The organism is Pseudomonas sp. URMO17WK12:I11 (genome assembly GCF_007677725.1).
Lineage (GTDB): Bacteria > Pseudomonadota > Gammaproteobacteria > Pseudomonadales > Pseudomonadaceae > Aquipseudomonas.
The window spans coordinates 129,512-155,719 of sequence record NZ_VEDF01000009.1 but is presented as its reverse complement, the minus strand read 5'-3'; the positions used below and the strand labels follow the sequence as shown (position 1 = coordinate 155,719).

The window sequence follows — 26,208 nt, the reverse complement described above, 5'->3', positions numbered from 1 at the left end:
GGTGAATCGCGGCAGACGGCTCAGCCGCCACCGATGGCGTGAACCACTTCGACCTGATCGCCTTCGTTAAGCTGGGTGCTGTCGTGCTGGCTGCGCGGCACGATATCCAGGTTGAGCTCTACCGCCACCCGGCGCCCGGCAAGTTCAAGGCGCGTCAGCAGGGCCGCGACGCTCTCGCCAGCAGGCAATTCATAAGGCTCACCGTTCAGTTGAATGCGCATGTGCACGGCCACCATTGTGCTTTGGGGCCCGCATTCTAGCGCCGATCAACATCCGAACCCAAGGGTGCTGCGCGCCATTAGTCGCGATTGTGGACCGCTTGGTCAGCCTAAACGCCAGGCCGCCAGGCCCAGGCACAGCCAACCGGCGAGAAAGCACAGGCCACCGATCGGCGTGATGATGCCCAGCTTGCCCAGGCCACTGAGGGTGAGCAGGTAAAGGCTGCCGGAGAACAGCACGATCCCCAAGGCGAACAGCCCCCCGGCGTAGCCGACCAGCCGACCCGGCAAGTGCGCGGCCAACAGCGCGACGCCAAAGATGGCCAAGGCGTGCACCAGTTGATAGGTCACGCCGGTGTGGAAGATCGCCAGGTAATCGGCGCTCAGGCGGTTTTTCAGCCCATGTGCGGCGAATGCGCCGAGGGCGACGCCGGTAAAGCCGAAGAAGGCAGCAAGCATGAGGAAGCTGCGAAGCATGGGACGACTCCTTGTATCGGGTCTGTATAATGGCCCGTTCCAACGGTCCGGCCAAGTCATCGCCATGCTGTCATCCCTTCTGCGCCGCCTCGTACGTGCCCTGCTCTGGTTCGCTGCCGCCAGTATCGTGCTGGTTCTGGTGTTTCGCTGGGTGCCGCCGCCAGGTACGGCCCTGATGGTCGAGCGCAAGGTGCAATCCTGGCTCAGCGGCGAAGCCATCGACCTGCAGCGAGACTGGCAGCCCTGGGAAAACATCTCGGATGAACTCAAGGTCGCGGTAATCGCCGGTGAAGACCAGAAGTTCGCCAGCCACTGGGGCTTCGATATTCCCGCGATCCAGGCTGCGTTGGCTTACAACGAACGCGGCGGCAACATCCGCGGGGCCAGTACGCTGACCCAGCAGGTGGCCAAGAACCTGTTCCTATGGTCCGGCCGCAGTTGGTTGCGTAAGGGGCTGGAAGCCTGGTTCACGGCGCTGATTGAGCTGTTCTGGTCCAAGGAGCGCATTCTCGAGGTCTACCTCAACAGCGCCGAATGGGGCCCGGGCGTCTTCGGTGCCGAGGCTGCAGCACGTTATCACTTCGGCACCGACGCCAGCCGCCTGAGTCGCCAGCAGGCAGCACAGCTGGCGGCGGTTTTGCCCAGCCCGATCAAATGGAGCGCCGGCCGACCCAGCGCCTATGTGGCCAGCCGGGCCGGGTGGATTCGCCGGCAGATGAGCCAGCTTGGCGGCCCCGGCTATCTCATGCAGCTGGATACCTCGCGCAAGCTATAACGGCCCGTCTGAGGTCACGAGCAATAAAAAAAGCCGCTTACCCATGAGGGCGAGCGGCTCTTTTGCAACCAAGGTCGATCAGGCGGCGATCAGCGCCTTGACCTTGTTCATGGCGTTTTTCTCAAGCTGACGAATGCGCTCCGCCGAGACACTGTACTTGTCTGCCAGCTCATGCAGCGTCGCTTTCTCCTCTGCCAGCCAACGCTGGTAGAGGATATCGCGGCTACGTTCATCCAGACCCTGCAAGGCTTCATGCAGGTTGCTGGTGGAGTTGTCGCTCCAGTCAGCGTCTTCGAGCTGTACCGCCGGATCGTAGCGGTGGTCTTCAAGGTAGTGTGCCGGCGACTGGAAGGCGCTGTCGTCGTCCGCTTCGGCGGCCGGGTCGAAGGCCATGTCCTGGCCACTCAGACGGCTTTCCATCTCGCGCACTTCACGTGGCTCGACGCCGAGGCTTTCGGCAACGCGATGCACCTCTTCGTTATTGAGCCAGGCCAGGCGTTTTTTCTGGCTGCGCAGGTTGAAGAACAACTTGCGTTGCGCCTTGGTGGTCGCGACCTTGACGATGCGCCAGTTGCGCAGGATGAACTCGTGAATCTCGGCCTTGATCCAGTGCACGGCGAACGACACCAGCCGCACACCCATTTCAGGGTTGAAACGCTTGACCGCCTTCATCAGGCCAACGTTGCCTTCCTGGATCAGGTCAGCCTGGGCCAGGCCATAGCCTGCGTAGCTGCGCGCGATGTGCACGACGAAGCGCAGGTGGGCCATCACCATTTGCCGAGCGGCCTCAAGATCCTGCTCGTAGTAGAGACGCTCGGCCAGATCTCGCTCCTGCTCGACAGACAGCAGCGGGATGCTGTTGACCGTGTGCACGTAGGCTTCCAGGTTTGCACCAGGCACCAGGGCATAGGCAGGTTGCAACGATGTGGTCATTCAAGAACCTCCGACTTGCTAGATTCGCGCCTTGTGAGCGCTACCAACATTGACCAGGGAACCACTATACAAGTTCCCTTGTGAATGATTTGTCAATACTGGCGAGTAAAAACTATCGCGGTGCCAGCTCGTTCAGGTGGCGTGCGACCGCAATCCAGGCACCGATATACCCTAACAATACCGCCCCGATCAAGAGCGAGAACCCATCTGATGCCGGCACGCCTGCAAGGGCGAAATCGCTGCCGTACAAGCCCGAGAGCCCTACCACGGCATCGTTCAGCCAGTTCAGGCCGAACGCCAGGATGCCCCACGCCAGCACTCCAGCACCCAAGCCATACAGGGCCCCCATGTAGAGGAAAGGCCGGCGTACGTAGCTGTCGGTGCCCCCGACCAACTTGATCACCTCGATCTCGATGCGCCGGTTCTCGATATGTAGACGAATTGTGTTACCGATTACTAACAGCAGTGCCGAAATAAGCATCACCGCCAAACCGAACACAAAACGGTCACCCAGCTTCAGGATGGCTGCCAGGCGCTCGACCCAGACCAGGTCGAGCTGGGCATTTTCCACCCGCGGCAGCTCGGCAAGGCGCTGACGCAAGGCCTCCAGAGCAGGCTTGTCGACCTCGGTCGGGGTTACCACCACCACACCAGGCAATGGGTTGTCGGGCAGTTCGCGCAGGGCTTCGCCCAGCCCGGACTGCTGCTGGAACTCTTCCAGCGCCTGTACGGGGCTGATGTACTGCGCTTCGGCGACACCCGGCATGCGCAGGATTTCATCGCGCAGGGCTTGGCCTTGCTGGTCAGCGGCATCGAGCTTGAGGTACAGCGAGATCTGCGCCGCCCGCTGCCAGGAGCCGCCGAGCTTCTCGACGTTCTTGAGCAGCAGCGAAAGGCCCATGGGCATGCTCAGCGCCACCGCCATCACCAGGCAGGTGAAGAAGCTGCCAATCGGCTGCTTGCCCAGGCGCCGCAAGCTGTCGGCCAGACTGGCACGGTGACTTTCCAGCCAGGCATGCAGCAGGGTGCGAAAATCCGGACCGTCGTCGTCGTGATCGCCGCGTTTCTTTTTACCGGGCTGCGGATCGGCAGCCTTGGGCGCCACGCGCTCGGAAACCTTGGGTGTACGTGTGGTGCTCATTGCCCGGCCTCCCCGTCGCCGATCAGACGACCGCGCTGCAGCGTCAACATGCGGTGGCGCATACGCGCAATCAATGCCAGGTCGTGGCTGGCGATGAGCACCGTGGTGCCCAGCCGGTTGATGTCCTCGAACACGCCCATGATCTCGGCGGCCAGGCGCGGGTCGAGGTTGCCGGTCGGTTCGTCCGCCAACAACAGCGCTGGCTGATGGACGATGGCCCGGGCAATGCCAACGCGCTGCTGCTGCCCGGTCGACAGGTCGGCCGGGAACAGCTCGCCCTTGTCGGACAGCGACACCCGCTCGAGTGCCGAGTCGACGCGCTTGGCGATCTCGGCCTTGGACAGGCCAAGAATCTGCAGCGGCAGGGCGATGTTATTGAATACCGTGCGATCGAACAGCAGCTGGTGATTCTGGAACACCACGCCAATCTGGCGACGCAGGAACGGAATCTGCGCGGTGCTGATCTGGCCAAGGTCCTGTCCGGCCAGCATCAACTTGCCGCTGGTTGGGCGCTCCATGGCCAGCAGCAGACGCAGCAAGGTGCTCTTGCCTGCCCCCGAGTGCCCGGTGACGAACAGGAACTCACCCCGCCGCGCCCGAAAACTGAGCTCATGCAAGCCGACATGGCCATTGGGGTAGCGCTTGGCAACCTGCTCGAATCGGATCATGGTCAGTCTCGCTCGGCGAACAGGGCCTTGACGAACGGCTCTGCTTCGAAGGTACGCAGGTCGTCGATGCCTTCGCCGACCCCAATGAAGCGGATCGGCAGCTTGAACTGCTTGGCCAGGGCGAAGATCACCCCGCCCTTGGCGGTGCCATCGAGCTTGGTCAGCGCCAGGCCTGTCAGCGCCACACTCTGATTGAAGTACTTGGCCTGGCTGATCGCGTTCTGCCCGGTGCCCGCGTCGAGCACCAACAGCACTTCGTGCGGCGCCTCGGCATCGAGCTTGCCGATCACCCGGCGGACCTTTTTCAGTTCTTCCATCAGGTTGTCTTTGGTATGCAGGCGCCCGGCGGTATCGGCGATCAGCACATCGACACCACGGGCCTTGGCAGCCTGCACCGCATCGAAGATCACCGAGGCGGAATCGGCGCCCGTATGCTGGGCGATCACCGGGATCTGATTGCGCTCGCCCCACACCTGCAGCTGCTCCACTGCCGCGGCGCGGAAGGTGTCGCCAGCAGCCAGCATGACTTTCTTGCCTTCCTGCTGCAGCTTCTTGGCCAGCTTGCCGATGGTGGTGGTCTTGCCTGCGCCATTCACGCCGACCACGAGGATGACGTACGGCTTGTTCTGCGCCTGGACCTGCAACGGTTGCTCGACAGGGCGCAGCAACGCGGCGAGTTCTTCCTGCAGCGACTTGTAGAGGGCGTCGGCATCGGCCAGTTGCTTGCGGGCAACCTTCTGCGTCAGGTTCTGCACGATGGCCGAGGTCGCCTCGACGCCAACGTCGGCGGTCAGCAGGCGAGTTTCGATTTCGTCGAGCAGGTCGTCATCGATGACCTTCTTGCCCATGAACAAGCTGGCCATGCCCTCGCCGATGCTCGCGCTGGTCTTGGACAGACCCTGCTTGAGGCGGGCGAAGAAGCCCGGCTTGGCTGGCTCGACAGCGGCCGCCACTGGCGCTGGCTCAGGCTGCGCAACGACTTCAGGAGTGGCTTCAGGCGCCGCGACAGGTTCAGCGGCGGGCTGCGATGCGGGCGCTGCGACCGGCGCAGGTACCACAGGCGCGGCCACGGCAGGCTCTGGTGCTGGGCGCACCGGGATCGCAGGCGGCGGCGTCGGCTCCAGGTCCGGTACCAGCGCCACAGGCTCCTCGGCCACCGGCAGCACCAGGTTGCTTACGGGTGCAGCAGGCTCTGCCGGTGTGGCTGGCACAGGTACGCTGGCAACTGGCTCGGGCGCTGCCTGCGGTTCGTGCGCCGCTGCTGCTTCAGCGGCCGGCAGGGGTTGCGGGGCCCGGACGGGTTCAGCGACCTGTGGCGCATGGCCTGCAGACTCCTCGACAACAGGGGCTGCAGGTTGCTCGACGGCAGGGGCTTCTTCGGCGGGCGAATCCGCTTGCACAGGTGGCTGCGGCTTCTTGCGAAACCAGCTGAACAGGCCTTTTTTCTCGCCAGCCTCAGCCGGCGCTTTTTTGTCGTCGTTGGAACCAAACATGGAAGACGGCTATCTCAGGGTAGCGATGGGCCAGCAACTGGCGCATCGGGAATTCTCTCAACGCAGAACAGACTATTTTGAAGCCGGCTGGTTCATGCGCAATGTTTTGTCTTAATGGACCTGTGGGCCAGAACGGCGACAGGCATGGTCGCCAGGCAACCGGATCAGTATCCTAGCACCTCCTGGCCCGCCGACGCTAAACCAGCAGGCCGCCGAACAGGTTAATCACCGTATGAATGCTCTAGCCCGCCGCGCCGCTGGCCTGTTGCTCAGCACGCTCTGCCTGCCACTGGCAGCTTTCGCCGCCGATGTGCAACCCACTCACGAATTCATCCTCGACAACGGCCTCAAGGTGGTGGTGCGCGAAGACCATCGTGCGCCGGTAGTGGTGTCGCAGATCTGGTACAAGGTCGGCTCCAGCTACGAAACCCCAGGCCAGACCGGTTTGTCCCATGCCCTGGAACACATGATGTTCAAGGGCAGCGCCAAGATCGGCCCAGGCGAAGCGTCGCGCATCCTGCGCGACCTTGGCGCGGAAGAAAACGCCTTCACCAGCGACGACTACACCGCCTACTATCAAGTGCTGGCCCGTGACCGCCTGCCGGTGGCACTGGAGCTTGAAGCCGATCGCCTGGGCAGCCTGCGCCTGCCGGCCGACGAATTCGCCCGCGAGATCGAGGTGATCAAGGAAGAACGCCGCCTGCGCACCGATGACCAGCCGACGTCCAAGGCCTTCGAGCTGTTCCGCGCCATGGCTTATCCGGCCAGCGGCTATCACACCCCGACCATCGGCTGGATGGCCGATCTCGAGCGCATGAAGGTCGAGGAACTGCGCCACTGGTACGAGTCCTGGTACGCCCCGAACAACGCGACGCTGGTGGTGGTCGGCGATGTCACCGCCGATGAAGTCAAGCATCTGGCCCAGAAGTACTTCGGCAACATTCCCAAGCGTAGCGTGCCGCCCGCCAAGCTACCGCTGGAGCTTGCCGAACCCGGCCAACGCCAGCTCACGCTGCATGTGCGCACACAGCTGCCAAGCTTGATCTACGGCTTCAACGTGCCAGGCCTGGCCACGGCCAAGGACCCACGCACTGCACATGCCCTGCGCCTGATATCGGCCCTGCTCGACGGTGGCTACAGCGCCCGCATGCCGGCACGCCTGGAGCGTGGCCAGGAATTGGTGGCCGGGGCATCGTCGAGCTACAACGCCTTCACCCGCGGCGACAGCTTGTTCCTGATTTCAGCCACGCCCAATGTGCAGCAGCACAAGACCTTGGCCGACGTCGAGAAAGGCGTCTGGCAGTTGCTCGATGAGCTCAAGAGCACCCCGCCCAGCGCCGAAGAACTCGAGCGCGTGCGCGCCCAGGTCATCGCCGGCCTGGTCTACGACCGCGATTCGATCAGCAGCCAGGCCACCACCATTGGCCAGCTGGAAACCGTCGGTCTGTCCTGGAAACTGATCGACAGCGAACTGGACGAACTCAAGCAGGTCACCGCGCAGGATGTGCAGAACGCCGCCAAGACCTATTTCACCCGCGAACGCCTGAGCGTTGCCCATGTACTGCCCGAGGAGTCCGCCGATGAGTGATCGCAGCGCACCACGTCATAGCCTGCTCGGCGCCGGCATCCTAGGCCTGGCTGTCGCCCTGACCGCCGTGCTGCCACAGCTGGCGCACGCCGAGGCCGAAAGCAGTGCCGCCCGCCCGGCCAACACCTTGCAGTCGCTGGCAGAGCTCGACGGCAAGGCGCCCAGCCGGCGCACGCTGAACATCCACAACTGGACCACTGCCGAAGGCGCACGGGTGCTCTTCGTCGAAGCCCGCGAACTGCCGATGTTCGACCTGCGCGTGACGTTCGCCGCCGGCAGCAGTCAAGATGGCAAGACGCCGGGCGTGGCCACCTTGACCAACGCCATGCTCAACGAAGGCGTCACCGGCAAGGACGTCACTGCCATCGCCGAAGGTTTCGAAGGCCTGGGCGCCGATTTTGGCAACGGTTCGTACCGCGACATGGCGGTCACCTCGCTGCGCAGCCTCAGCGCCAAGGACAAACGCGAGCCGGCGCTCAAGCTGTTCGCCGAAGTCACCGGGAAACCGACATTCCCGCAGGATGCGCTCAAACGCATCAAGAACCAGATCCTGGCGGGCTTCGAATACGAAAAGCAGAACCCTGCAAAGATCGCGGGCAAGGCCTTGTACGCCAAGCTCTACGGCAACCACCCCTATGCCCAGCCGAGCGATGGCACCCCTGAAAGCATCCCGGGGATCACCGCCGAGCAGCTGCGCGCCTTCCATGCCAAGGCGTATACCGCGGGTAACGCGGTGATCGCGCTGGTGGGCGACCTGGGCCGAGACGAAGCCGAAGCCATCGCAGCCCAGGTATCCGCCGCGCTGCCCAAGGGGCCAGCGCTGGCCGCACCGGCGCAACCGGTTGAGCCCAAGGCCGGCAGCACGCACATCGAGTTCCCGAGCAACCAGACCCACCTGATGCTCGCCGAGCTCGGTATCGATCGCCAGGACCCGGACTGGCCGGCACTGTCGCTGGGTAACCAGATCCTCGGTGGCGGCGCCTTCGGCACCCGGTTGATGAGCGAGGTGCGCGAAAAGCGTGGCCTGACTTATGGCGTCTACTCGTCATTCAGCCCGATGCAGGTCCGTGGTCCGTTCATGATCAACCTGCAGACCCGTGCCGAGCTCAGCGAAGGCACGCTCAAACTGGTGCAGGGTATCCTTGCCGACTACCTCAAGGGTGGCCCGACCCAGCAGGAACTGGACGATGCCAAGCGCGAGCTGGCCGGCAGCTTCCCATTGTCCAATGCCAGCAACGCCAGCATCGTCGGACAACTGGGGGCGATCGGCTTCTACAATCTGCCGCTGACCTGGCTCGAAGACTTCATGCAGCAATCCCAGGCCCTGACCGTCGAGCAGGTCAAGGCGGCGATGAACAAGCATCTGGCGTCGGATAAACTGGTGATCGTTACCGTCGGCCCGAAAGTGCCGCAAAAGCCGTTGCCGGCGCCTACTGACAAACCGTCCGAGCAGCCGCTCGGCGTACCGGAGCATTAATGCCTAGATCCACCCCTCCCGCCCGCTCTGCTCAGGGCCAAAGCAAGGGCCAGGGTCACCTGCGCATCATCGCCGGCGAGTGGCGTAGTCGCCGCCTGGCGGTCCCCGATGGCGAAGGCCTGCGGCCCACCCCTGATCGCGTGCGCGAGACCGTGTTCAACTGGTTGGCGCCGTACATCGAGGGTGCGCATGTCCTCGATGCCTTCAGCGGCAGCGGCGCCCTGGTACTCGAAGCCCTGTCGCGCGGGGCCGAAGATGCGGTGGCGCTGGACAGCAACCCTGCGGCCATCGCCAACCTGAAGAACAACCTCGAGATCCTGCGCTGCCCTCGCGGGCAGATCCTGCAGACCGACGCCTTGCGCTACTTGAATGCCCCGGCCAAGCAACAGTTCGACCTGGTGTTCCTGGACCCGCCATTTCACCAGGACCTGCTGGCCAATGCCTGCAACCTGCTGGAGCAGAACCAGTGGCTGCGCGACCAGGCCTGGATCTACACCGAAAGCGAGGCGGCTCCTTCGACGTTGACCTTGCCAGGCAACTGGCGCCTGCACCGCGAGAAGAAAACCGGCCAGGTGCACTACGCCCTATGGCAACGGGGCTGACCGGTATCAACTAAGTACCCCGACCCACCCCTCGAGATGGTTGAAGCTGCTCCCTCCTCCCCCTAGGAGCGTTTCAGCCATGCTCGACGGCCCTGACCTACCTTCCTCCCTGCAACACTTCACGCTTGCCAATGGCCTGCGCGTATTCCTTCATGAAGACCACCGGGCGCCGCTGGTCAGCGTACAGCTGTGGTACCACGTCGGCTCCAGCTATGAGCCCGATGGCCATTCGGGCCTGTCCCACGCGCTCGAGCACTTGATGTTCGAGGGCAGCAGCAAGCTGGCACCCGGCGAATACGTGACGCTGATGACCCGCCTGGGTGGCGCACCCAATGCCTACACCGGCGAAGACGCCACGGTCTACCCCATCACGCTCATGGCCAGCCGCATGGAAGTGGCGCTCGAGGCCATGGCCGATGCGATGGCAAGCGCAACATTGGACGATGCGCCCTATGCGCGCGAACTGGCTGTGGTCATGGCAGAGCGCCGAGCGAACGTCGACAACTACCCGCTAGCCTTGGCGCTTGAACGCAACCTGATCCTGGCGCATGGCCAGAGCCGGTATGCAACGCCGGTGATCGGCCACCAGCAGGACTTGCAGCACATGACCGCTGCGGCGGCCCGTACCTGGTACCGAAGCTGGTATCACCCCAACAATGCCACCTTGGTGATTGCAGGCTCTACCGACCTGCAACGGCTGCGCACGCTGGTCGAGCGCCATTTTGCCGCCATTGCGGCCAACCGTTTGCCCGATCCACTGGGGCCGCTAAGGCCGACGGCACTTGCCCAGCGCACCGAGCGGCTGAGCATCGCCGGCCTGCGCGAAGGCGTGATCATGAGTTTCAACGTACCGAGCCTGGTCACCGCGAATGACCCGACCCAGGCGCACGCCCTGCAACTGATCCCTGAACTGCTCAGCGCAGGCACGGCATCGCGGCTGCGCTGCGCACTGATACAAGAACAACCCATCCTGCAAGCGCTCAGAGCCGACTACCAGCCTTACCTGCGAGGCGACAGCCTGCTGCGCATCTACGCCTTCAGCAATCCGGCTCACGCCAGCCCACAGCAGGCCGCGCAGCAGATCATGCAGCAGCTGGAACTGTTGCGCCAGGCGCCGCCCAGCAGCAGCGAAATCGAACGTGCCAAGGCCCGACTGCGCGCCAGCCGAGCCTTTGCGCGCGATGACATCGCCGAGCAGGCCGCCGCCATTGGGCGCTTTGCCGCCTGCGGTCTCGACCCGCTGACGCTGGTTGACCAAGCCAAGGCCATCGAATCCGTCACCGGCCAGCAGCTACAACAGGCTGCCCATGACTATCTGCAGCAAAGCCGCCTCAGCACGACGTTGATGCACGATCAGGAGAGCAACCATGGCTGACACATCGACCCGCCCTTCCGGGCTGACTTCGCTGCAGGGGCTTGATCTGGATCTGCTGGAAAGCGCGCAGACCCAGGTTCACAGCTGGACCAACGCCTCGGGCACCGACGTGCGGTTCGTCGAGGCCAGCGGCCTGCCGATCGTCGATCTGGTGCTGCGCTTCGGCGCAGGCTTCGCGCAGGACACTGCCAAGTCCGGCCTGGCCGCCCTGACCCTGTACATGCTCGATGAAGGCACCGACGGCCGGAACGCCGCTGAACAGGCCGAGCGCGTCGAAGGCCTGGGTGTGGTGCTGACAAAAAGCGTTCATATGGACTATTCCACCCTCAGCCTGCGCAGCCTGAGCGACCCGGCGCTGCTCGAGCCAGCGCTGGCACTGTTCGCCAGCATGCTGGCCAAGCCCGATTTTCCGGCCCCTGCCTTGGCTCGGCTCAAGCAACAGCTGCACACCCACAATCGCTCGCAGCAGGCCATCGCAGCGGTGGCCGGACGGATTGCCGCTTACCGCCAGCTGTTCGCCGAACACCCGTACGGCAATCTGCTGGGCAGTACGGCCGCAGGCATGGATGCCGTCACCGTTGAAGACCTTCGCGCCTTTCACCGCATCGCCTACAGCGCCAGCAACCTGCAGATCAGCCTGGTTGGCGACCTGGACCTGGAACGAGCACGCAGTCTCACAGACCAGCTCAGTCAAGCTCTGCCCCAAGGCTGGGCCGCCGCGCAGCCAACCGCGGCGACCACAGCCGGGGCGGCGAAGATTCATGTCGAACGGCCAGGCGCCAGTACTGCAGTCTGCCTGGCGATGCCTGTGGCGGTTCCCGCCGATGATCCCCAGTATCTGGCCCTGCGCTTGGCCAACCATGTGTTGAGTGCGGGTTTGCAATCGAGGTTGAACGCCGAACTGCGCAAGCGCCGGGGGCTGACCTACGGTGTGCATTCGAGCCTGTCGCCGCTACGGGCAGGCGGTGTGTTTCTCATCGAGTGGGATATCGCCTCAGCCTATGTAGAGGCAGCGCAGGAGCTGGTGCAGACGCTGCTCGCCGACTTCATCGACCAAGGCCCGACAGCGGCCGAACTGCAACTGGCGCGTCAACAACTCGCTGGGCAACTGCTGCGCAGCGTGGCCCGCAACAAAAGCCTGGCCGGGTTGCTGGCACAGCTGGCGCATCAACAGCAGCCTGCCGATTACCTCAACACGTTTACCGAGCGCCTGGCCAGCCTTACGCCGCAGGCCGTACGCGAGACCCTCCGACGCCGCCTCGACCTCGAAGGCCTGGTGAAGATCAGCGTAGGGCCAGCGGCGCCACAAGCGCCCTTGCCCACCCCGCCCACGACCGACCGATAGCGCAGACACAGCCGAGCGGTTTCATGGCACTCTAGGCCGGTACTTCATGAGTTGCCCAGCATGCCTAGCCTTCCTGTCAGCTTCCGCCCGGCCATCGGCCTCTCCAACCCCCACTTGCAGACGTTATGGGGGCCGCTGTGGCGCAAACTGCCGGCGCTGCCGCGCAAGCGGGAGCGCCTGTGGCTCGCCGATGGCGACTTTCTCGACCTCGACTGGCATGGCCCGCAGCGCATCGACGCGCCGGTGGTACTGGTGCTGCACGGGCTGACCGGTTCGTCGGATTCACCTTATGTCAAAGGTCTTCAGCAAGCCTTGCAGGCCGTTGATTGGGCTAGCGTGGCGGTGAACTGGCGGGGTTGCTCAGGCGAGCCGAACCTGCTGCCGCGCAGCTACCATTCCGGCTCCAGCGAAGACCTTGCCGAAGTGATCGCCCACGTTCGCGCCCGACGCCCCCTGGCCGCGCTATACGCCGTTGGCTATTCGCTAGGCGGTAACATACTTCTCAAGTACCTGGGCGAAAGCGCGGCGGCCAGTGAGCTGCAAGCGGCGGTAGCGGTGTCGGTGCCATTTCGCCTGGACCAGTGCGCCGACCGCATTGGCCGAGGTTTCTCCAAGGTCTATCAAGCGCATTTCATGCGGGAAATGACGGCTTATGTGCAGCTCAAGCAACGTCATTTCCAAGCGCATGGCCAGCATGAAGGGCTGGCGCAGTTGCAGCGTCTGGGGCCACTGGGCAAGTTGAAGACGTTCTGGGACTTCGATGGCAAGGTCACTGCGCCGCTCAACGGCTTCGCCGATGTGCACGATTACTATCGCCGTGCCTCGAGCCGCTATTACCTTGGCCAGAATCGCACCCCGACGCTGATCATCCACGCCCATGATGATCCCTTCGTATGCACTCAGAGCCTGCCAACTGCCGACGAGCTGGCGCCGCAAACGCACCTGGAACTCCATGCGCAGGGGGGCCACGTAGGCTTCGTCGAGGGCAGCCTGCGCAACCCGCGGTATTACCTGGAGCGCAGAATTCCGCAGTGGCTGACCAACGGCCAATGAGCGCACCCCAAGTGCTGCCTCGACGCTCGGTTGTCGTTCAATCGCCCGTGGCGACAGCACGCTGGGGATCGTTGATCCACTCGCTCCAGGACCCGGCATACAAGGTACCCATCGGATAACCGGCCAAGGCCAGGGCAAACAGGTTATGGCATGCGGTGACCCCCGAACCGCAATAGGCGACCACCTGCTCAGGCGAGCGTCCGGCCAGTTGCTTGGCGAACCGTTGCTTGAGCGCCTGCGGCGACAGAAAGCGGCCTTCGTCATCGAGGTTTTCGCTGAATGCCGCACACTGCGCGCCAGGTATGTGACCGGCCACGGGATCGATGGGCTCCACCTCACCGCGAAAACGCGGCTGCGCCCGCGCATCGAGCAAGGTCAGCGTCGGATCCTTCAGGCGCTTGGCCAACTGTTCGGCATCGATCAGCAACTGCGGGTCGGCTTCACCGCTGAAGGCCCCTTCGCGCTTGGGTGGTGCATCCAGACTCAGCGGAAGATGCGCGGCATGCCAGGCTTTGAGGCCACCGTCGAGGATGGCGACATCGCTGCGTTTGCCCAACCAGGCCAGCAACCACCATGCCCGCGCGGCGAAAGCCCCCGGACCATCATCGTACAGCACCACCTGGCTGTCGTTATCCATGCCCCACTCACGCAGGCGCTCGACCAACCGCTGCGGATCCGGCAGTGGGTGGCGGCCGGTCTGGCCTTTGTGCACCGGGCCACTGAGGTCACGCTCCAGGTCGGCGAAGTGCGCCCCGGCAATATGCCCTTCGGCATAGCTGCGCTGGCCATAATCGACATCTTCCAAGGCAAACCGGCAGTCGAGGATCACCAGCTTGGGTGAGCCCTGGCGCTCGGCCAACTGCTGCGGGGTGATCAATTGCGCAAGCGGCATGACAATCTCCTGATCGATGACACGATGACCCCGGTCACTGCTCCAGGGCCTGGTTGAACGAGACATGAAATTCTTCGCACAGGGCATCCACCGCGGCGCGCGCGGTAGGCGTGACGAAACCCGATTCCAGCACCAGCACCTGATAAACACCGCGCTTGAACGCTTCTTCACTCAAGTGCGCGGCATGTTCGCGGGTGGTGCTGAGAAAACGCACCCAGGCGGTGAGCACGATCCAGGCATTGATGGTCAGCGACTCCACCTGGGCAGCGTCCAGGCTCAGGATCCCGGCATCGACGAAGCCGCGATAGATCGCCTGCCCCTGCTGCAGGCAACGCCTGGAGAAGCGCCGATAGCGCGCCGCGAGGTCCGGGTCGCTGTCCAGCAGATGTTCGAGATCGCGGTGCAAGAAGCGGTAGTTCCACATCGCCGCGAGCAATGCCTTGAGGTAGAAGCGCTTGTCCTGCACGGTAGCAGGCCGCCCCTGGGGCGGGCGCAGGAAGCTGTCCACCAGTTCTTCGTACTGGTTGAACAACTGGGCGATGATCGCCTGCTTGTTGGGGAAGTGGTAATACAGGTTGCCGGGCGAGATCTCCATATGCGCGGCAATATGGTTGGTACTGACGCTGCGCTCGCCCTGCAGGTTGAACAGCTCCAGGCTGTTCTGCACGATGCGCTCTCGGGTTTTGCTGCGCGGGGCCATGCTCGGCTTCCAGTCTGCGTTCTTTGCAATGACCTCATCTTACGGCGAATGCGCCCGCCGATGCACCTTCGGATAGCGATGCAAAACCCTCACCGTGCGCGCGCTTTGCGTATAGGCTCTAGGCATTGCAGCCCAGCCGGAAGCCCTGCCTTGACCTCGCCAATCACTCTGCCTGCCGTGAGCAGCGACACGTACCTTGAGACAACCTTCGCCGCCCAACGCCTGGCCTTCGCCAGCAACCCCATGCCGCCTGCGGCGCAGCGCCAGCAATGGCTGCACAGCCTGCGCGAGGCGCTGCTTGGCGATCAGCAGGCATTGATCGCCGCCGTCGACCAGGACTTTGCCGGGCGCAGTGCCGATGAAACGCTGCTGGCCGAGCTGCTGCCCTGCATGCAAGGCATTCGCCATGCCCAGCGTCATCTGCAGCGCTGGATGCGCCCCGCCAGACGCCGCGCAGGGCTGGCCTTCCAACCGGCCAGCGCCAAGGTGGTATACCAGCCACTGGGGGTGGTCGGGATCATGGTGCCGTGGAACTACCCGTTGTTTCTGGCCATCGGTCCGTTGACCTGCGCACTGGCCGCCGGCAACCGGGTCATGCTCAAACTCAGCGAAGCTGCCCCGGCCAGCGCCAAGACGCTCAAGGCGCTGCTGCAACGGGTTTTCCCTGACGACCTGGTCAGCGTAGTCCTGGGCGAAGTCGAAGTGGGGCAGGCCTTCGCCCGTTTGCCTTTCGATCATCTGTTGTTCACCGGTGCCACCAGCGTGGGGCGTCAGGTGATGCAGGCAGCGGCGCACAATCTCACCCCGGTGACCCTCGAGCTGGGCGGCAAGTCGCCGGCCATCGTTTCGGCCAGCGTGCCCCTGGCCACTGCCGCCGAGCGTATCGCCTTCGGCAAGGCCCTCAACGCCGGCCAGACCTGCGTTGCACCTGATTACGTCCTGGTGCCCCAGGAGCGCCTGAACGAATTTGCCCATGAATACGGCAAAGCGATGCGCCGCCTGTACCCGCGCATCGCCGCCAATCCCGACTACAGTGCGATCATCAACGCACGGCAGCTGCAGCGCCTGCAGCACTTGCTCGACGACGCCCGCGGCAAAGGTGCGCAAGTGCTTGACCTGTATGCCCATGAGCCGCGCCAGGGTCGACGCCTACCACCGCACCTGCTGACCCACACTGACGACAGCATGCAGGTGATGCAGGATGAGATCTTCGGCCCCCTGTTGCCGCTGGTGCCCTACAGGAAGCTCGACGATGCCCTGGCCTACGTCAATCAGCGACCCCGCCCCCTGGCGCTCTATTATTTTGGCTATGACCGCGACGAGCAGCAGCACGTGTTGCAGCACAGCCACTCCGGAGGGGTATGCCTGAACGACACTTTGGTCCATGTGGCCCAGCATGATCTGCCGTTTGGCGGTGTCGGCCCCTCTGGAATGGGCCACTATCACGGACGCGAAGGGTTTCTGACCTTCAGCAAGGCCAAGGCGGTGCTGGCCAAACAGCGTTTCAACGCGGCGAAGTTGATCTACCCACCGTATGGCAAAGCCCTGCAACGCTTGGTCTACAAGCTGTTCATCCGTTGATGACAAGGAATCGCCCCTCTGTCTATAGTGCCATCGGCCGGCCGCATGACTTGGCCGGGCAGCAGTCGCTGCGCTACCATCCGACTCCCCAACGCACTCCAGCCAGGATGACGCGATGAACCGAGTGTTGTACCCGGGTACTTTCGACCCCATTACCAAAGGTCACGGCGACCTGGTCGAGCGCGCTTCGCGCCTGTTCGACCACGTGATCATCGCGGTGGCGGCCAGCCCGAAGAAAAACCCCCTGTTCCCGCTGGAACAACGGGTCGAGCTGGCCCGTGAGGTCACCCGGCACCTGCCCAATGTCGAGGTCATCGGCTTCTCGTCGCTGCTGGCGCATTTTGCCAAGGAGCAGGGCGCGAACGTGTTCCTGCGCGGCCTGCGCGCTGTGTCGGACTTCGAGTACGAATTCCAGCTGGCGAACATGAACCGGCAGTTGGCCCCAGACGTCGAAAGCCTGTTCCTCACACCGTCCGAGCGCTACTCGTTCATTTCCTCGACTCTGGTCCGTGAAATAGCGGCATTGGGCGGCGATATCAGCAAGTTCGTCCACCCGGCGGTGGCCGCGGCCTTGACCGAACGTTTCAAGAAGTGACCTCGCGCAGCTGAACGTCGCGCCCGCGTGCACTGCGGACGCGAATGCGGCACAATTGTGCCCACAGCGTTGAACATGCCTGGGCGCAGAGCCCTGGCCGGAGCCCCCATGTCCCTGATCATCACCGACGATTGCATCAACTGCGACGTCTGCGAACCCGAGTGCCCGAACGAGGCCATCTCCCAAGGCGAAGAGATCTACGTGATCGACCCGAACCTGTGCACCCAGTGCGTGGGTCATTACGACGAGCCGCAATGCCAGCAGGTGTGCCCGGTCGACTGCATCCCACTGGATGAAGCGCACCCGGAAACCGAAGAGCAACTGATGGCCAAGTACCGCCGGATCACTGGCAAAGCCTGAAGTCGCTCGGGCCAGCGCTGCCCAGCGGCAGCGCTACAGCCTGCTTCAGCGTTGGCAGCGCGGACAGAACACGCTTGCACGTTGGCCGAGCTTCACCTCGCGCAAGAGCGTGCCGCACACTTTGCAGGGCAGCCCGGCACGGCCGTAGGCGAATAATTCCTGCTGGAAATAGCCTGGCTGGCCATCACCACCGATGAAGTCGCGTAGGGTAGTGCCCCCGCGCTCGATCGCGGCTGCCAGCACGCGCTTGATCTCGACAGCAAGCTTCAGGTAACGCGCCCGCGAAATTCCCCCTGCCTCCCGACGAGGGTCGATGCCGGCTGCGAACAGCGCCTCGGTTGCGTAGATGTTGCCGACACCCACGACCACGGCGTTGTCCATGATGAACGGTTTGACTGCCATCGAACGGCCACGTGACTGCTGGAACAAGCGCTCGCCATCGAACAACTCGGTCAACGGCTCTGGGCCCAGGCGTAACAGCAACTCATGATTGAGTGGGTCGTGGCTCCAGAGCATGGCGCCAAAGCGCCGTGGATCGGTATAGCGCAGCACCAGGCCTGACTCCAACTCGATATCCACGTGCTCATGCTTGGCGGCGGGCAGGCCCATCTCGACCAGGCGCAGGTTGCCGGACATCCCCAGGTGGCTGATCAAGGTGCCGATCTCGGCGTTGATCAGCAGGTACTTGGCGCGTCGCTCGACGCTGACGATGCGCTGCCCGGATAGACGCACGTCGAGGTCTTCCGGGATCGGCCAGCGCAAGCGCCGGTCGCGCACCACCACCCGACTGACGCGCTGACCTTCGAGATGCGGGGCAATGCCGCGGCGGGTGGTTTCTACTTCAGGAAGTTCCGGCATCGATCAGTGCCCGCCCATCTCGCGAATATTCTGCTTGAGGTTATCGAAGTCGTACTCCGACAGACCGATGTAGTCCAGCACCATTGGCCCGACGGCCAGCCATTCGTGGTCAACGCTCTGGTTGCCCAGCACGCGGTAGGAGGCGCAGATATGTTCGGCCATTTTCAGCACCGCCAGGAGGTTCTTGAGCTGGCTTTGGGTGTTGCGTGAGGACTCCTCGCGGAAGATCGCCAAGGCGTTATGGTGATTGGCGATCGCGGCGCTGATGTGTTCCGGCAGGCGCCATGACTTGGCGGTGAAATAGCCCACCACCGAGTGATTGGTGTTGAACGCGCGGTTCTCGGTGTCCACCACCCGGGTCTGCTCGTCTGCCTTGGCATAGGCCTCTTCCAGCACTTGCATGTACTCAGGAAAGCGCTTGAGCATCAGCGGCACACCGCAATCATGAAACAGCCCGAGCGTGTAGGCCTCATCGGCCGGCTGGATGCCGGTGCGCTTGGCCAGGGTCAGGCAGGTCATGGCCACGTCCTGCGCGGTGTCCCAGAAACGGTTGAGGGTGACGATGGTTTCGTCGCTCATCTCACCCTTGATCGATTGGGCGTTGATCAGGTTGATGATCGAGCGACTGCCCAGCAGGTTCACCGCCCGCTGGATCGAACCGATCTTGTTGGACAGGCCGAAATGCGGCGAATTGACCAACTTGAGCAGGGCACCGGCCAGGCCCGGGTCCTGGGCGATCAGCTTGGCGATGGTTTCCAGGTCGGGGTCTGGCATGTACTGCTCGAACTGCAGGTCGACCATAATCTGCGGCTGCGGCGGAATGGTGATGCCCTGCAAGGCTTGCTGGATCTGTTCGGCGCTGAGTTCTTGGGACATGCGTACATACTCGTGAAGGACGGGGAATTCTAACGCCGTAGTCCGCCGGCATACCAATTGCTGGGATCAATGAGTGCAGTAGAAAATTCAGACAATTGGTGTCCAGCGTGGCCGTGTCGCGGTCATGGCATGCAGCGTGGCCTGGGCCAACGCGTTATAATTCCGCTCTTTTTTCCCGGAGCGACTTCATGTCCCTGCCCAGCCTTCGCCTCAAAGCCAATGCCGACCGCCGCTTGCGCGCCGGCCACCTGTGGGTCTACAGCAACGAGGTCGACGTGGCCGCGACGCCGTTGCAGGGCTTGCAGGCCGGCCAGCAGGCAGTGCTCGAAGCTGCCAACGGCAAACCGCTGGGCATCGTCGCCCTGAGCCCGAACAACCTCATCTGTGCCCGCCTGCTGTCGCGCGACAGCAAGCTGGCGCTGGACAAGTCGCTGTTGGTACACCGCCTGAACGTCGCCCTGTCGCTGCGCCAGCGCCTGTTCGAGCAGCCGTGCTATCGCCTGGTCTACGGCGATTCCGACCTGCTGCCGGGGCTGGTGGTCGACCGTTTCTTCGACATCCTGGTGGTGCAACTGGCTTCGGCCACCATGGAAGCGCACAAGGATGAGGTAATCGCCGCCCTGGTGCAGGTGGTCAAACCCAGCGGCATTCTGTTCAAGAACGACTCCGCAGCGCGCGACGCCGAGGGCCTGCAGCGTTATGTGGAGACGGTCTATGGCGAGGTGCCGGACTGGGTCGCACTGGAAGAAAATGGCGTGAAGTTCGAAGCCCCGGTGCGTGAAGGTCAGAAAACCGGCTGGTTCTACGACCACCGCATGAATCGCGCGCGCCTGGCGCCTTACGTCAAAGGTAAGCGCGTGCTCGACCTGTTCAGCTACATCGGTGGCTGGGGCGTGCAGGCTGGGGCGTTCGGCGCCAGCGAAGTCTTCTGCGTCGATGCCTCAGGCTTTGCCTTAGATGGCGTCGAGCGCAACGCCGCGCTCAACGGTATCGGTGAGAAGCTGACCTGTATCGAAGGCGACGTGTTCGAGGCCCTGCGCGAGCTCAAGGCCGCTGAAGAGCGCTTCGATGTGATCATTGCCGACCCACCCGCGTTCATCAAGCGCAAGAAAGACCTGAAAAACGGCGAAGGCGCCTACCGCCGCCTCAACGAACAGGCCATGCGCATGCTGAACAAGGATGGCATCCTGGTCAGCGCGTCGTGCTCGATGCACCTGCCCGAAGATGACTTGCACAACATCCTGCTGACCAGCGCACGCCACCTGGACCGCAACCTGCAATTGCTCGAACGCGGCGGCCAGGGCCCTGACCATCCGGTACACCCGGCCATTGCCGAAACCCGCTACATCAAGAGCATCACCTGCCGCCTGCTGCCCAACAGCTGACGCCTGCGGCTGGGGCGCCCTGCGCCCCGGCCGGTATCAGATGTCCAGTACCTGCGAGGCGATCCCGAAATACACCAGCACCCCCGCCGCATCGGCAATCGAGGTCACCAGCGGGCCACTGGCGGTGGCTGGGTCGAGCTTCAGGCGGGTGAACAAAAAAGGCAGGCTCATGCCGATGAGGCTGCCGATCAAGACGATCACCAGCATGCTGCTGGCCACGATCACGGCGATTTCAGGCCCACCACGCAGTGCCCCCAACGACGCCACCGCGAGGGCCATGGTGCCCCCGAGCGCCAGGGCCACCCCGCACTCGCGTCCCAGCATTCGCAGCCAGTCACGCATGACCACTTCGCCGGTCGCCAGCGCCCGCACCATCAACGTCGCGGATTGCGCGCCGGCATTGCCACCGCTGTCTACCAGCAGCGGCAGGAAGAACACCAGGACGATATGTGCAGCGATGGTTTCCTCGAAGGCGGCAATGCCTGCGCCGGAAAACAGGTTGCCGAACACCAACAGCACCAACCACAGGACGCGCTTGCGGTACAGCAGGCCAACAGTAGCCTGGCGCAGGTTGCCCACGTGATTGGTGATCGATGCGCCCTTGTGGAAGTCTTCGGTGGCTTCCTGCCGTTGCCGTTCCAGCGCCGCGCTGGTCTGTTCAGGCGTCAGGGTTTGTTTGCAGTGGGTGCAGGTTGTGCAGTCAGACAGCATGTGAGTCTCCAGGCGCCAACGCTGGCGCCCACGAGACTCGAACTGAAGCGTTCAGGCCGCCGCAGGCGCTGACGTCGACGCGTTCAGTGCCAATTTGCAGGTTCGCGATGAACTGAAACTGGGAAGGTCCATGGATGGGTTTTCTCGTCAAACCGCTCATGCGGCGCGGCGGATGATAGACAGCAGCGCGGATCAGGTCTGCCCCTTGAACGGCTTTTCGGAAGCCCCTTACAGCCAACCGGGAATTCGCCCCAAGGCACCGTCCAGACACATCTTCATTCCCTCACCGCCAGAGCGGTGTAGAATCGGCCTATTCATCGCCAGTCATCCCCGGCGGGTTTATGAGCTCTGGCCAAGCACGCGGCGATCCCGCGCGGTCTTCGGCCCCATCCGTGCCAGTGGCAACCGACCTGCGGCGCAGAGGACAAGAGAAGCTCACTCCCTTTTTGTGACCTGATTAAGCCGCCAGGAGTGTTTCATGCCTGATTATCGTTCCAAGACCTCCACCCAAGGCCGCAACATGGCCGGCGCGCGTGCCCTGTGGCGCGCCACCGGGATGAAGGACGAAGATTTCAAGAAACCGATCATCGCCATCGCCAACTCGTTCACCCAGTTCGTCCCGGGGCATGTGCACCTCAAGGACCTGGGCCAGCTGGTTGCCCGCGAGATCGAACGCGCCGGTGGCGTGGCCAAGGAATTCAACACCATCGCGGTCGACGATGGCATCGCCATGGGCCACGATGGCATGCTGTATTCGCTGCCCAGCCGCGAGATCATCGCCGACGCCGTCGAGTACATGGTCAACGCCCATTGCGCCGATGCCATCGTCTGTATCTCCAACTGCGACAAGATCACCCCTGGCATGCTGATGGCCGCCCTGCGCCTGAACATTCCGGTGATCTTCGTCTCTGGCGGGCCGATGGAAGCCGGCAAGACCAAATTGGCCAGCCACGGCCTGGACCTGGTCGACGCCATGGTCATTGCCGCTGACTCTACCGCCTCCGACGAGAAAGTCGCCGAGTACGAACGCAGCGCATGCCCGACCTGCGGCTCGTGCTCTGGCATGTTCACCGCCAACTCGATGAACTGCCTGACCGAGGCCCTGGGCCTGGCATTGCCGGGCAACGGCTCGACCCTGGCTACCCACGCCGACCGCGAGCAGCTGTTCCTCACTGCCGGTCGCACCATCGTCGAGCTGTGCAAACGCTACTACCAGGACAACGACGAGTCGGTGCTGCCGCGCAGCATCGCCAACTTCAAGGCGTTCGAAAATGCCATGATGCTCGACATCGCCATGGGCGGCTCGACCAACACCATCCTGCACCTGCTGGCTGCGGCCCAGGAAGGCGAGGTGGCCTTCGACCTGCGCGACATCGACCGGCTGTCGCGCAAAGTGCCGCAGCTGTGCAAGGTGGCGCCGAATATCCAGAAGTACCACATGGAGGATGTGCACCGCGCTGGCGGCATCTTCAGCATCCTCGGGTCGCTGGCTCGCGGCGGCTTGCTGCACACCGACCTGCCGACCGTGCACAGCCGCAGCATGGAAGAAGCCATCGCCAAGTGGGACATCACCCAGACCGACGACGAAGCCGTGCATACGTTCTTCAAGGCAGGCCCGGCCGGCATCCCGACGCAGACCGCGTTCAGCCAGTCGACCCGCTGGGAAACCCTCGACGACGACCGTGAAAACGGCTGCATCCGCAGCTTCGAGCACGCCTACTCGCAGGAAGGCGGCCTGGCCGTGCTGTACGGCAATATCGCCCTGGACGGTTGCGTGGTGAAAACCGCAGGTGTCGACGAGTCGATCCACGTGTTCGAAGGCACTGCGAAGATCTTCGAAAGCCAGGACAGCGCGGTACGCGGCATCCTCGCTGACGAAGTGAAGGCCGGCGACATCGTGATCATTCGTTACGAAGGTCCGAAAGGCGGGCCGGGCATGCAAGAGATGCTCTACCCGACCTCGTACCTGAAGTCCAAAGGCCTGGGCAAAGCCTGCGCCCTGCTTACCGACGGTCGCTTCTCGGGCGGCACCTCGGGTCTGTCGATCGGTCACGCCTCGCCGGAAGCTGCCGCTGGCGGCGCCATTGGCCTGGTGCGCGACGGCGACAAAGTGCTGATCGACATCCCCAACCGTTCGATCAACCTGCTGGTCAGCGATGAAGAACTGGCCCAGCGGCGCATCGAGCAGGACCAGAAAGGCTGGAAACCGGCTGAAGTGCGCCCGCGCAAAGTGACCACCGCGCTGAAAGCCTATGCCCTGTTGGCCACCAGCGCCGATAAAGGTGCGGTGCGTAACAAGGCGATGCTCGAAGGGCTGTGAGGCTTTCTTGGGCGTGTTGAACAGAACCGGCGCCTTGAGCGCCGGTTTTTTTATGCCTGTCACATTCATGCCGAGCGGCACAGACCTGCGGCCTACTGAATCTGCTCGGGCGTCACGATCACCCAGTTCTTGTCTGCCGTCACCGGCAACCCTGCCCTGGACTGGGCCGCTGCGTTCTTGGCGATCATGCCGTTCAGCTGATCCATGTACTTGGCCTTGCGGTTTATCCACAGGTGGATGCCGCCCTTGTTCACGTCCACGCCGTGAAACTGCATGTAGCCATCACTGGTTGGGGTATCGCCCCCCACCAGCAGCGGTTTTTTCCATTCGTCGATATAGGTGAGAATCGCCGCCTGCTTGCCGGCCATCCAGGTTGCCGGGGTCCATAAATAGGGCGTCAGCTCCAGGTCTTGGTTGGCCTGGGCATCGTACTGTCCGGCGGCGATCTGCTTGCGCGCGGTGGTGAGTTGCCCGCTGGCGCGGTCCTTGAGCAGCAGGCTGACGCCAATCACGTTCTGCGGCTTGACGTTGTAACCGTACTTGGGATCGGAAGCGACCATGCGTACCAGTTCTTCGGATGCTGCCGAAATCACGTAGACCTCGATGCCGTTCTCCATCAGCTTGTTGTACAACTCGGCCTGGCCAGTGAAGACCTTCGGCGGTTGCACCTCGATGGCCTTGACTTGATCGCCCTCGAAGTAGGTGCTGGGAATGGGTTTGCTGCTGGCCATCAAGGCATCGACCTGAACCTTCAGTTCCTTGAGGGTGAAGCCTGCGAACACCTGCGCTACCCAGGGGTAGCAGACCATGTCGTCGATTTCGCACAGGCGGTAGTAATAGCTGAACAGGCTTTCCTTGTGCTCGGCGGTGTCCTTGAAAGGGATCAGCTTGAGCGAGGGATCGAGCTTGTCGCGGGTAAGCAAGCCTTCGTTCTCCATGAACGGCAGCAGCGCCTCTTCAAGATCGTAGCGATAGCTGGTGTTGTCCATGTCGAACACCGCGTAGTTACCCTTGTGCGCATTGGCGGCAATCATGGCATCGAGCTGCCTGGCCGCATCGGCAGGCCAGTGCTTGAGTTCGGTGGCGAAGCTTGTGCTCGTAAACAACAGCGACAGCCCCAGCGCGACAGCATTGCGCCTGACGTTCATGTTCGATTCTCCTGGGTTGACCCATCAACGCTAGTGCAACTTTGGCCGCTTGCGGTCGCTCACAACGACGTGGAAACAGTTGTAAACGACGTGTTCATTGCCAAAACCGACAACCTGTTATTCCATAAGCGACTAAGCAAATAACCTTTAGATATAAATTCGTTTGTTTTCAGGCTGTTAGCATTTCCGTTCGCAATCGCTCACAGAGGCGATGCCTCTTCTGCTTTTACCTGGAGCTTCAATGAATCTGCCGTTGTCTCTCAACCTGTTGGCATTTCTGGTCCTGCTGCTGGGCCTGGCGCGAACCCGCCACACCGACTGGAGCCTGGCCAAGAAGGTCCTGTTGGGGCTGGCCCTGGGCGTGGCCTTCGGTCTGGCCCTGCACAGCGTCTATGGCGCCGGCCATCCGGTGCTCAAGGCCACCATCGGCTGGCTCGACCTGGTCGGCAACGGCTACGTTGGTCTGTTGCAGATGATCGTCATGCCGCTGATCTTCGCCTCTATCCTCAGCGCCGTGGCGCGCTTGCACAATGCCTCGTCGCTGGGCCGGATCAGCGTCCTGAGCATCGGCACGTTGCTGCTCACCACCGCCATCGCCGCACTGATCGGCATCCTCCTCACCAACCTGTTCGGCCTGAGCGCCGAGGGCCTGGTGGCGGGCGCTCAGGAAAGCGCACGCATGCAGGTGATCCACAGTGATTACGCGGGCAAGGTCGCCGACCTCAATGTCCCGCAGTTGCTGCTCTCGTTCATCCCGAGCAACCCGGTTGGCGACCTTGCCAAAGCCAAGCCGACCTCGATCATCAGCGTGGTGATCTTCGCCGTCTTCGTCGGCCTCGCCGCGTTGCAGTTGATCAAAGACGACGCCGACAAGGGCGCGCGCGCGCTGTCGGCCATCGACACCTTGCAAGCCTGGGTCATGCGCCTGGTGCGGGTGGTGATGAAGCTCACGCCCTATGGCGTTCTGGCGTTGATGGCCAAGGTCGTGGCCAGCTCGAACCTGCAGGACATTCTCAAGCTCGGCAGCTTCGTGCTGGTGTCATATCTGGGCCTGGCGTTGATGTTCGTTGTGCACGGCTTGATCCTGGCCGGTACCGGCGTGAATCCGCTGCGCTTTCTGCGCAAGGTCTGGCCGGTGCTTACGTTTGCCTTCACCAGCCGGTCGAGCGCGGCCAGCATCCCGCTGAACATCGAGGCGCAAACCCGGCGCCTGGGCGTACCCCAGTCGATCGCCAGTTTCAGCGCATCCTTCGGCACTACCATCGGCCAGAATGGCTGCGCCGGCCTTTATCCGGCCATGTTGGCGGTGATGGTCGCGCCAGCGGTGGGCATCGATACCTTCGACCCGCTGTGGATCGCCACCTTGGTTGCGATCGTCACGCTGAGTTCGGCAGGTGTTGCCGGCGTGGGTGGGGGTGCGACCTTCGCCGCGCTGATCGTGCTACCGGCCATGGGTCTGCCGGTGGAACTGGTGGCGCTGCTGATTTCCGTGGAGCCGCTGATCGACATGGGCCGCACCGCGTTGAACGTCAATGGCTCGATGACCGCAGGCGTGGTCACCAGCCAGTTGCTCAAGGAAACCGACAAGCAGGTCATGGCCGAAGACGAGCATGCCGAGCTGAGCCGTACCTGACGGC

Annotated in this window: 25 protein-coding genes; 13 read left to right on the top strand and 12 right to left on the bottom strand. The window is 63.1% G+C overall.

Annotated features, from left to right (window positions below):
* Window positions 1-20: 20 nt before the first annotated feature.
* Both thiS and FS665_RS17815 read right to left on the bottom strand, forming a co-directional pair.
* Complete coding sequence (thiS, locus tag FS665_RS17820) at window positions 21-221, bottom strand: sulfur carrier protein ThiS (RefSeq protein WP_060513567.1); 201 nt, start codon at window positions 219-221, stop codon at window positions 21-23.
* 102 nt (window positions 222-323) lie between these two features.
* Complete coding sequence (locus FS665_RS17815) at window positions 324-695, bottom strand: DUF423 domain-containing protein (RefSeq protein ID WP_145191244.1); 372 nt, start codon at window positions 693-695, stop codon at window positions 324-326.
* Window positions 696-759: 64 nt separating this feature from the next.
* Between FS665_RS17815 and mtgA the strand changes: the two genes are divergently transcribed.
* Window positions 760-1,470, top strand: coding sequence for a monofunctional biosynthetic peptidoglycan transglycosylase (gene mtgA, locus FS665_RS17810; protein ID WP_145191241.1), 711 nt, complete (start codon window positions 760-762; stop codon window positions 1,468-1,470).
* Window positions 1,471-1,548: 78 nt separating this feature from the next.
* Here the strand turns inward: mtgA and rpoH are convergent, their stop codons facing one another.
* From rpoH to ftsY, 4 genes are all read right to left on the bottom strand, one after another.
* Window positions 1,549-2,403, bottom strand: coding sequence for an RNA polymerase sigma factor RpoH (gene rpoH, locus FS665_RS17805; RefSeq protein WP_145191238.1), 855 nt, complete (start codon window positions 2,401-2,403; stop codon window positions 1,549-1,551).
* 112 nt (window positions 2,404-2,515) lie between these two features.
* Window positions 2,516-3,544: a permease-like cell division protein FtsX gene (gene ftsX / locus FS665_RS17800; RefSeq protein ID WP_145191235.1), complete on the bottom strand. Its 1,029-nt coding sequence runs from the start codon at window positions 3,542-3,544 to the stop codon at window positions 2,516-2,518.
* Window positions 3,541-4,212 carry a cell division ATP-binding protein FtsE gene (gene ftsE / locus FS665_RS17795; protein WP_145191232.1) on the bottom strand — a complete coding sequence of 224 codons (672 nt, stop codon included), beginning with the start codon at window positions 4,210-4,212 and terminating at the stop codon, window positions 3,541-3,543. The genes ftsX and ftsE overlap by 4 nt, the downstream gene beginning before the upstream one ends.
* Before the next feature lie 2 nt (window positions 4,213-4,214).
* Window positions 4,215-5,705, bottom strand: coding sequence for a signal recognition particle-docking protein FtsY (gene ftsY / locus FS665_RS17790; protein WP_145191230.1), 1,491 nt, complete (start codon window positions 5,703-5,705; stop codon window positions 4,215-4,217).
* 232 nt (window positions 5,706-5,937) lie between these two features.
* On the opposite strand from ftsY, the gene FS665_RS17780 reads away from it, so the two are divergent.
* The 6 genes from FS665_RS17780 to FS665_RS17755 all read left to right on the top strand — a co-directional run bounded on the left by FS665_RS17780 (window position 5,938) and on the right by FS665_RS17755 (window position 13,145).
* Entirely contained in the window at window positions 5,938-7,293 is a 1,356-nt protein-coding gene (locus FS665_RS17780) for a pitrilysin family protein (RefSeq protein ID WP_145191227.1), read from the top strand.
* A complete protein-coding gene (locus FS665_RS17775; protein WP_145191225.1) occupies window positions 7,286-8,770 on the top strand; it encodes a pitrilysin family protein in 1,485 nt (494 codons plus the stop codon). The genes FS665_RS17780 and FS665_RS17775 overlap by 8 nt, the downstream gene beginning before the upstream one ends.
* Window positions 8,770-9,372, top strand: a complete 603-nt coding sequence (gene rsmD, locus FS665_RS17770; RefSeq protein ID WP_145191222.1) for a 16S rRNA (guanine(966)-N(2))-methyltransferase RsmD — start codon at window positions 8,770-8,772, stop codon at window positions 9,370-9,372. Before FS665_RS17775 ends, rsmD begins: the two co-directional genes overlap by 1 nt.
* A 79-nt stretch (window positions 9,373-9,451) precedes the next feature.
* Window positions 9,452-10,747 carry a pitrilysin family protein gene (locus FS665_RS17765; RefSeq protein ID WP_145191219.1) on the top strand — a complete coding sequence of 432 codons (1,296 nt, stop codon included), beginning with the start codon at window positions 9,452-9,454 and terminating at the stop codon, window positions 10,745-10,747.
* The gene (locus tag FS665_RS17760) at window positions 10,740-12,092 is read left to right on the top strand and encodes a pitrilysin family protein (protein WP_145191217.1); all 1,353 of its coding nucleotides are present in this window, start codon (window positions 10,740-10,742) and stop codon (window positions 12,090-12,092) included. The genes FS665_RS17765 and FS665_RS17760 overlap by 8 nt, the downstream gene beginning before the upstream one ends.
* A gap of 60 nt (window positions 12,093-12,152) precedes the next feature.
* A complete protein-coding gene (locus tag FS665_RS17755) occupies window positions 12,153-13,145 on the top strand; it encodes a hydrolase (RefSeq protein ID WP_145191214.1) in 993 nt (330 codons plus the stop codon).
* Between the two features lie 37 nt (window positions 13,146-13,182).
* Here FS665_RS17755 and FS665_RS17750 read toward each other — a convergent pair whose 3' ends face one another.
* Complete coding sequence (locus FS665_RS17750; RefSeq protein WP_145191211.1) at window positions 13,183-14,037, bottom strand: sulfurtransferase; 855 nt, start codon at window positions 14,035-14,037, stop codon at window positions 13,183-13,185.
* 34 nt (window positions 14,038-14,071) lie between these two features.
* The gene (locus FS665_RS17745) at window positions 14,072-14,737 is read right to left on the bottom strand and encodes a TetR/AcrR family transcriptional regulator (protein WP_145191208.1); all 666 of its coding nucleotides are present in this window, start codon (window positions 14,735-14,737) and stop codon (window positions 14,072-14,074) included.
* Between the two features lie 150 nt (window positions 14,738-14,887).
* Here FS665_RS17745 and FS665_RS17740 point away from each other — a divergent pair, with 150 nt between their 5' ends.
* From FS665_RS17740 to FS665_RS17730, 3 genes are all read left to right on the top strand, one after another.
* On the top strand, window positions 14,888-16,318 hold the full coding sequence (locus FS665_RS17740; RefSeq protein ID WP_256675108.1) for a coniferyl aldehyde dehydrogenase: 1,431 nt from the start codon (window positions 14,888-14,890) through the stop codon (window positions 16,316-16,318).
* A gap of 115 nt (window positions 16,319-16,433) precedes the next feature.
* Window positions 16,434-16,913, top strand: a complete 480-nt coding sequence (gene coaD / locus FS665_RS17735; RefSeq protein WP_145191204.1) for a pantetheine-phosphate adenylyltransferase — start codon at window positions 16,434-16,436, stop codon at window positions 16,911-16,913.
* Between the two features lie 108 nt (window positions 16,914-17,021).
* Complete coding sequence (locus FS665_RS17730; protein ID WP_009683359.1) at window positions 17,022-17,273, top strand: YfhL family 4Fe-4S dicluster ferredoxin; 252 nt, start codon at window positions 17,022-17,024, stop codon at window positions 17,271-17,273.
* 45 nt (window positions 17,274-17,318) lie between these two features.
* Here FS665_RS17730 and mutM read toward each other — a convergent pair whose 3' ends face one another.
* Together mutM and FS665_RS17720 are read right to left on the bottom strand one after the other, a co-directional pair.
* Complete coding sequence (gene mutM, locus FS665_RS17725) at window positions 17,319-18,131, bottom strand: bifunctional DNA-formamidopyrimidine glycosylase/DNA-(apurinic or apyrimidinic site) lyase (RefSeq protein WP_145191201.1); 813 nt, start codon at window positions 18,129-18,131, stop codon at window positions 17,319-17,321.
* A gap of 3 nt (window positions 18,132-18,134) precedes the next feature.
* Window positions 18,135-18,953 carry an HDOD domain-containing protein gene (locus FS665_RS17720; RefSeq protein ID WP_178108366.1) on the bottom strand — a complete coding sequence of 273 codons (819 nt, stop codon included), beginning with the start codon at window positions 18,951-18,953 and terminating at the stop codon, window positions 18,135-18,137.
* A gap of 242 nt (window positions 18,954-19,195) precedes the next feature.
* Between FS665_RS17720 and FS665_RS17715 the strand changes: the two genes are divergently transcribed.
* Window positions 19,196-20,392 carry a class I SAM-dependent rRNA methyltransferase gene (locus FS665_RS17715; RefSeq protein WP_145191195.1) on the top strand — a complete coding sequence of 399 codons (1,197 nt, stop codon included), beginning with the start codon at window positions 19,196-19,198 and terminating at the stop codon, window positions 20,390-20,392.
* A gap of 36 nt (window positions 20,393-20,428) precedes the next feature.
* Here the strand turns inward: FS665_RS17715 and FS665_RS17710 are convergent, their stop codons facing one another.
* Window positions 20,429-21,103: a magnesium transporter gene (locus tag FS665_RS17710; RefSeq protein WP_256675107.1), complete on the bottom strand. Its 675-nt coding sequence runs from the start codon at window positions 21,101-21,103 to the stop codon at window positions 20,429-20,431.
* Window positions 21,104-21,581: 478 nt separating this feature from the next.
* Here FS665_RS17710 and ilvD point away from each other — a divergent pair, with 478 nt between their 5' ends.
* Window positions 21,582-23,423, top strand: a complete 1,842-nt coding sequence (gene ilvD / locus FS665_RS17705) for a dihydroxy-acid dehydratase (protein WP_145191192.1) — start codon at window positions 21,582-21,584, stop codon at window positions 23,421-23,423.
* Between the two features lie 92 nt (window positions 23,424-23,515).
* Here ilvD and FS665_RS17700 read toward each other — a convergent pair whose 3' ends face one another.
* Window positions 23,516-24,571, bottom strand: a complete 1,056-nt coding sequence (locus FS665_RS17700) for a haloacid dehalogenase-like hydrolase (RefSeq protein WP_145191189.1) — start codon at window positions 24,569-24,571, stop codon at window positions 23,516-23,518.
* Between the two features lie 241 nt (window positions 24,572-24,812).
* On the opposite strand from FS665_RS17700, the gene FS665_RS17695 reads away from it, so the two are divergent.
* Window positions 24,813-26,204, top strand: coding sequence for an L-cystine transporter (locus FS665_RS17695; RefSeq protein WP_145191186.1), 1,392 nt, complete (start codon window positions 24,813-24,815; stop codon window positions 26,202-26,204).
* Window positions 26,205-26,208: the final 4 nt, after the last annotated feature.